Origin of the sequence: Nocardioides sp., assembly GCF_016462705.1 — a bacterium.
Classification (GTDB): domain Bacteria; phylum Actinomycetota; class Actinomycetes; order Propionibacteriales; family Nocardioidaceae; genus Nocardioides.
The window spans coordinates 1-4,849 of the sequence record NZ_JAEMSS010000250.1 but is presented as its reverse complement, the minus strand read 5'-3'; the positions used below and the strand labels follow the sequence as shown (position 1 = coordinate 4,849).

At 70.8% G+C, this 4,849-nt stretch carries 6 protein-coding genes and 1 pseudogene; 6 read left to right on the top strand and 1 reads right to left on the bottom strand.

The annotated features are described in order from the left end of the window. The 6 genes and pseudogenes from JHD21_RS20665 to JHD21_RS20640 all read left to right on the top strand — a co-directional run. A pseudogene (locus JHD21_RS20665) lies at positions 1-265 on the top strand (DNA polymerase III subunit gamma/tau); the annotation flags it as partial. Between the two features lie 10 nt (positions 266-275). Beyond that, complete coding sequence (locus tag JHD21_RS20660) at positions 276-692, top strand: YbaB/EbfC family nucleoid-associated protein (RefSeq protein ID WP_292679236.1); 417 nt, start codon at positions 276-278, stop codon at positions 690-692. 5 nt (positions 693-697) lie between these two features. Further along, positions 698-1,294, top strand: coding sequence for a recombination mediator RecR (recR, locus tag JHD21_RS20655; RefSeq protein ID WP_292679233.1), 597 nt, complete (start codon positions 698-700; stop codon positions 1,292-1,294). After that, complete coding sequence (locus JHD21_RS20650) at positions 1,291-1,899, top strand: DUF5063 domain-containing protein (protein WP_292679230.1); 609 nt, start codon at positions 1,291-1,293, stop codon at positions 1,897-1,899. Before recR ends, JHD21_RS20650 begins: the two co-directional genes overlap by 4 nt. 11 nt (positions 1,900-1,910) lie before the next feature. Continuing rightward, complete coding sequence (locus JHD21_RS20645) at positions 1,911-3,206, top strand: aspartate kinase (protein ID WP_292679227.1); 1,296 nt, start codon at positions 1,911-1,913, stop codon at positions 3,204-3,206. A gap of 67 nt (positions 3,207-3,273) precedes the next feature. After that, a complete protein-coding gene (locus JHD21_RS20640; protein ID WP_292679224.1) occupies positions 3,274-4,320 on the top strand; it encodes an aspartate-semialdehyde dehydrogenase in 1,047 nt (348 codons plus the stop codon). A 66-nt stretch (positions 4,321-4,386) separates the two neighbouring features. Here the strand turns inward: JHD21_RS20640 and JHD21_RS20635 are convergent. Further along, positions 4,387-4,849, bottom strand: a 463-nt coding sequence (locus JHD21_RS20635) for a hypothetical protein (RefSeq protein ID WP_292679221.1), incomplete at its 5' end; no start/stop codon positions are given.

The following is a 4,849-nucleotide window of genomic DNA, read 5'->3' as shown; positions in this document are numbered from 1 at the left end:
CGCCCAGCCCGAGGCCGCCGCGCCCGCACCCGACCCGAGCCCCCCGCAGCCGGCGGCCGGCTCGGCGGCCCGCAACGCCGCCCGGGACGCGATCCAGGACACCCGCGCCGCCGGCGCGGAGGCGCCCAAGTCCGACGACCTGCGCGCCGCGGACGCCGATGCCGACCGTGACGACCTCGTCATCGACGAGGCGGCGCTCGGTTCCGAGGACCTGCTGGCCCGCGAGCTCGGGGCCAAGATGATCGAGGAGATCCCTCACCAGTGAAGGCGGAGTCATGACCAACAACCCGTTCGAGGCACTCGGCGCCGGCGGCTTCGACATGAACGCACTGCTCCAGCAGGCCCAGCAGATGCAGGAGCAGCTCGCCTCCGCGCAGGAGAAGCTGGCCGACGCCACCGCCGACGGCACCGTTGCCGGCGGGGCGGTCACCGTCACCGTCAACGGCGTGGGCGAGGTGGTCAAGGTGGCCATCAAGGCCGGCCAGTTCGACGGGTCCGACCCCGACGACCTCTCCGACCTCGGCGACATGGTCGTGGCCGCCTACCGCGACGCCAAGGCGCAGGCCGACGCGATGGCCTCCGAGGCCCTCGGCCCGCTGGCCGGTGGACTGGGCGGCGGGATGGGCGGCGGGATGGGTGGCCTGGGCGGCGGCGCGCCGGACGCGCCGCCCAGCCAGCTCGGGTTCTCCTAGTCCCCATGTACGAGGGTGTGGTCCAGGACCTGATCGACGAGCTCGGCCGGCTGCCGGGCGTGGGGCCCAAGGGCGCGCAGCGGATGGCGTTCCACCTGCTGCAGGCCGACGCCGCCGACGTACGCCGGCTGGCCGACGTCCTGGTGGAGGTCAAGGCGAAGGCGCGCTTCTGCTCGGTGTGCTTCAACGTCTCCGAGGACGAGCAGTGCCGGATCTGCCGGGACCCGCGCCGTGACCCGGCGCTGCTGTGCGTGGTCGAGGAGTACAAGGACGTCGTCGCCATCGAGCGCACCCGGGAGTTCAAGGGCCGCTACCACGTGCTCGGCGGCGCGATCTCCCCGATCGACGGCATCGGGCCCGACCAGCTGCGGATGCGGGAGCTGATGACCCGGCTCGCCGACGGCACCGTCACCGAGGTGATCCTGGCGACCGATCCCAACCTCGAGGGTGAGGCGACGGCCACCTTCGTGACCCGTATGTTGAAGGACCTCGACCTCACGGTCACCCGGCTCGCGAGCGGGCTGCCCGTGGGGGGCGACCTGGAGTACGCCGACGAGGTCACGTTGGGCAGGGCGTTCGCAGGAAGGCGGAGTGCGCGATGACCGAGGGCACGAGCACAGGACCGGGGCTGGACTCGGAGACCGAGGACTTCGCCCAGCAGGTCGCCGACTCTGTGGCGAGCTTCCTGCTCGCGGTCCGGGCGATCGCGAAGGAGAACGACGCCGGGCACGCGATCCCGCTCCTGCTGCTCGAGCTGACCCAGGTGTCGTTGACAGGTGCCCGGCTCGGCGTCCAGAACGACTTCGTGCCGCGCGAGGAGTACCAGCCCGACGTCGGCCCCGAGGCCGACCTCGAGCGGCTGCGGCTGCGGCTGGCCGAGATGCTCGACAGCGTCGACACCTACAGCTACGTGTTCGACCCCTACGTCCCCGAGGTGGTCGAGAGCCAGCTCTCCGACGACATCACCGCGATCGCCAGCGACCTCGAGAACGGTCTGCGCCACTACCGGAGCGGCGACGTCGACGAGGCGCTGTGGTGGTGGCAGTTCTCCTACGTCGCCTCGTGGGGCAACCTCGCCGGGACCGCGCTCAACGCCCTGCTGTCGGTGGTCTCGCACAACCGCCTCGACCAGGACTTCAGCCTGGACGCCGAGGACGTCGCCGCCGCCGATGAGATGCTCGAGGAGGGCGAGCCGCTCCCCTCGTAGACTTCTACGACGTGGGGATCGTTGTCCAGAAGTACGGCGGGTCGTCGGTAGCCGACGCCACCGCGATCAAGCGCGTCGCGCAGAAGATCGTGGAGACCAAGCGCGCCGGCAACGACGTCGTCGTGGCGGTCTCCGCGATGGGCGACAGCACCGACAACCTGCTCGACCTCGCGGCGGACGTCTCTCCGCTCCCCCCGGCCCGGGAGCTCGACATGCTCCTCACCGCCGGTGAGCGGATCTCGATGGCCCTGGTGGCGATGGCGATCTCGGACCTCGGCTTCACGGCCCGCTCGTTCACCGGCTCCCAGGCGGGCGTGATCACCGACTCGGTGCACGGCAAGGCCAAGATCATCGACGTCACCCCCGGCCGGATCTCCGCCGCCCTCGACGACGGCCACATCGTCATCGTGGCCGGCTTCCAGGGCGTCAGCCAGGACACCAAGGAGATCACCACCCTCGGTCGCGGCGGCACCGACACCACCGCCGTCGCGCTTGCCGCGGCGCTCGACGCCGAGGTCTGCGAGATCTACACCGACGTCGACGGGGTGTTCACCGCCGACCCCAGGATCGTCCCCAGCGCCCGCAAGCTCGACCGCGTCACCTACGAGGAGATGCTCGAGATGGCGGCATGCGGCGCCAAGATCCTGCACCTGCGGTGCGTCGAGTACGCCCGCCGCTACAACATTCCCATCCACGTCCGCTCGTCGTTCAACAGGCTCGAGGGCACGGTCGTCGCGGGCAGCATCAACGACCCCGCGCCGAGCGACGACCTCCAGGAGGCCCCCATGGAAGCAGCGATCATCGCCGGCGTCGCCCACGACCGCAGCGAGGCCAAGATCACCGTGGTCGGCGTCCCCGACAAGGTCGGCGTCGCGGCCCGGGTCTTCGACGCCCTGGCGCAGGCGCAGATCAACCTCGACATGATCGTCCAGAACGTCTCCGCCGCCGCCACCAACCTGACCGACATCTCCTTCACCCTGCCGCGCACCGACGGCCAGAGCGCGATGACCGCGCTGGCCAAGCTGCAGGGCGAGGTCGGCTACGCGCAGCTGCTCTACGACGACCAGATCGGCAAGGTGTCCCTGATCGGCGCCGGCATGCGCAGCCACCCCGGCATCACCGCCAAGTTCTTCTCCGCGCTGGCCGAGTCCGGCGTGAACATCGAGATGATCTCGACCTCGGAGATCCGCATCTCGGTCATCGTCCGCGACGCCGACGTCGACACCGCGGTCGCGGCCACGCACACGGCGTTCGACCTGGACTCCGACGAGGTCGAGGCGGTCGTCTACGGAGGGACCGGCCGATGAATCACCCCACGAAACTGCTCGGCGGAGGCGCTGCGCGCAGGAGCCTCACACTTCCGCGGGGACCCCGATGAGCTCCCGGCTGCTGAACGTCGGCATCGTCGGCGCGACCGGCCAGGTCGGCGTCGCGATGCGCCAGATCCTCGAGGAGCGCGACTTCCCCGTCGGCGACATCCGGTTCTTCGCCTCGGCCCGCTCCGCCGGCACGGTGCTGCCCTACGCCGGACGCGAGATCGTCGTCGAGGACGCGGCCACCGCGGACCCGAGCGGCCTCGACGTCGCGCTGTTCTCAGCCGGGGCCACGACCTCCCGCGCGCTCGCCCAGGTCTTCGCCGACGCCGGTGCGATCGTGGTCGACAACTCCAGCGCCTTCCGCAAGGATCCGGCGATCCCGCTGGTCGTCTCCGAGGTCAACCCGCACGACGCCGCCGACGTGATCGCGGCCAGGCACGGCATCATCGCCAACCCCAACTGCACGACCATGGCCGCGATGCCGGTGCTCAAGCCGCTGCACGACGAGGCCGGGCTGGTCCGGCTGATCGCCTCCACCTACCAGGCCGTCTCCGGCTCCGGCGTCGCCGGCGTCGAGGAGCTCGCCACCCAGGTGGCCGCGGCCGGCGACAAGGCCTCCGAGCTCGCGTACGACGGCGACGCGGTCGCGTTCCCCGAGCCGCAGAAGTACGTGCGCACCATCGCCTACAACGTGCTGCCGATGGCGGGCTCGATCGTCGACGACGGCCTCGAGGAGACCGACGAGGAGCAGAAGCTCCGGAACGAGTCGCGCAAGATCCTCGGCATCCCCGACCTCAAGGTGTCCGGCATCTGCGTGCGGGTCCCGGTCTTCACCGGCCACTCGCTGGCGATCAACGCCGAGTTCGAGCGGGCGATCACCCCCGCCCGGGCCCGGGAGATCCTCGCCACCGCGCCCGGTGTCGAGCTCTCCGACGTCCCGACCCCGCTCCAGGCCGCCGGCAAGGACCCGTCGTTCGTCGGCCGGATCCGCCAGGACCCGGGTGTCGACGGTGACCGCGGGCTCGCGCTGTTCGTCTCCGGCGACAACCTGCGCAAGGGCGCGGCCCTCAACACCATTCAGATTGCTGAGCTCCTCCTCGGCTGACCCGTTGGTCGAGGAGGTCGCGCAGCGACCGTCTCGAGACCCACCGCAGCGAAGGCTCGGACGTCACTAGCGGACGTCGTGGTCGACCACCTCGGGTTCGTCGATCACGCTCACCGGCTTGGCGGGCTCGACGAACGTCTCGGTCACCCAGTGCGACAGCACGAACGTCGCCACGGAGACCAGCGGGATGACGATCACCATCCACCACTCGAAGAGCAGGTCGACCAGGAACAGCAGCGCGATCACACTGGTCAGGCCCACCGCCAGGAAGCTCGTGCTCCCGGGCTCGGGAACCTTCAGGAGCCGCAGCACCACGCTGCCGAGCACCACGGCGATGACCAGGATCGCGACCAACAGGAAGATGCCCGGGCCGCCGCAGCTGTTGGTGCCCTGGATGGCGCTGCACAGCTCGAACGACGCCGACGTGAGGCCAACGATGACCGCCCCGGCCAGCAGGCCGGCGATCGCTGCGGCCACCCGGCCGGACACCGCCGGCAGCGTCCTCTCCCGGCGTACGCGGGGCGGGGTG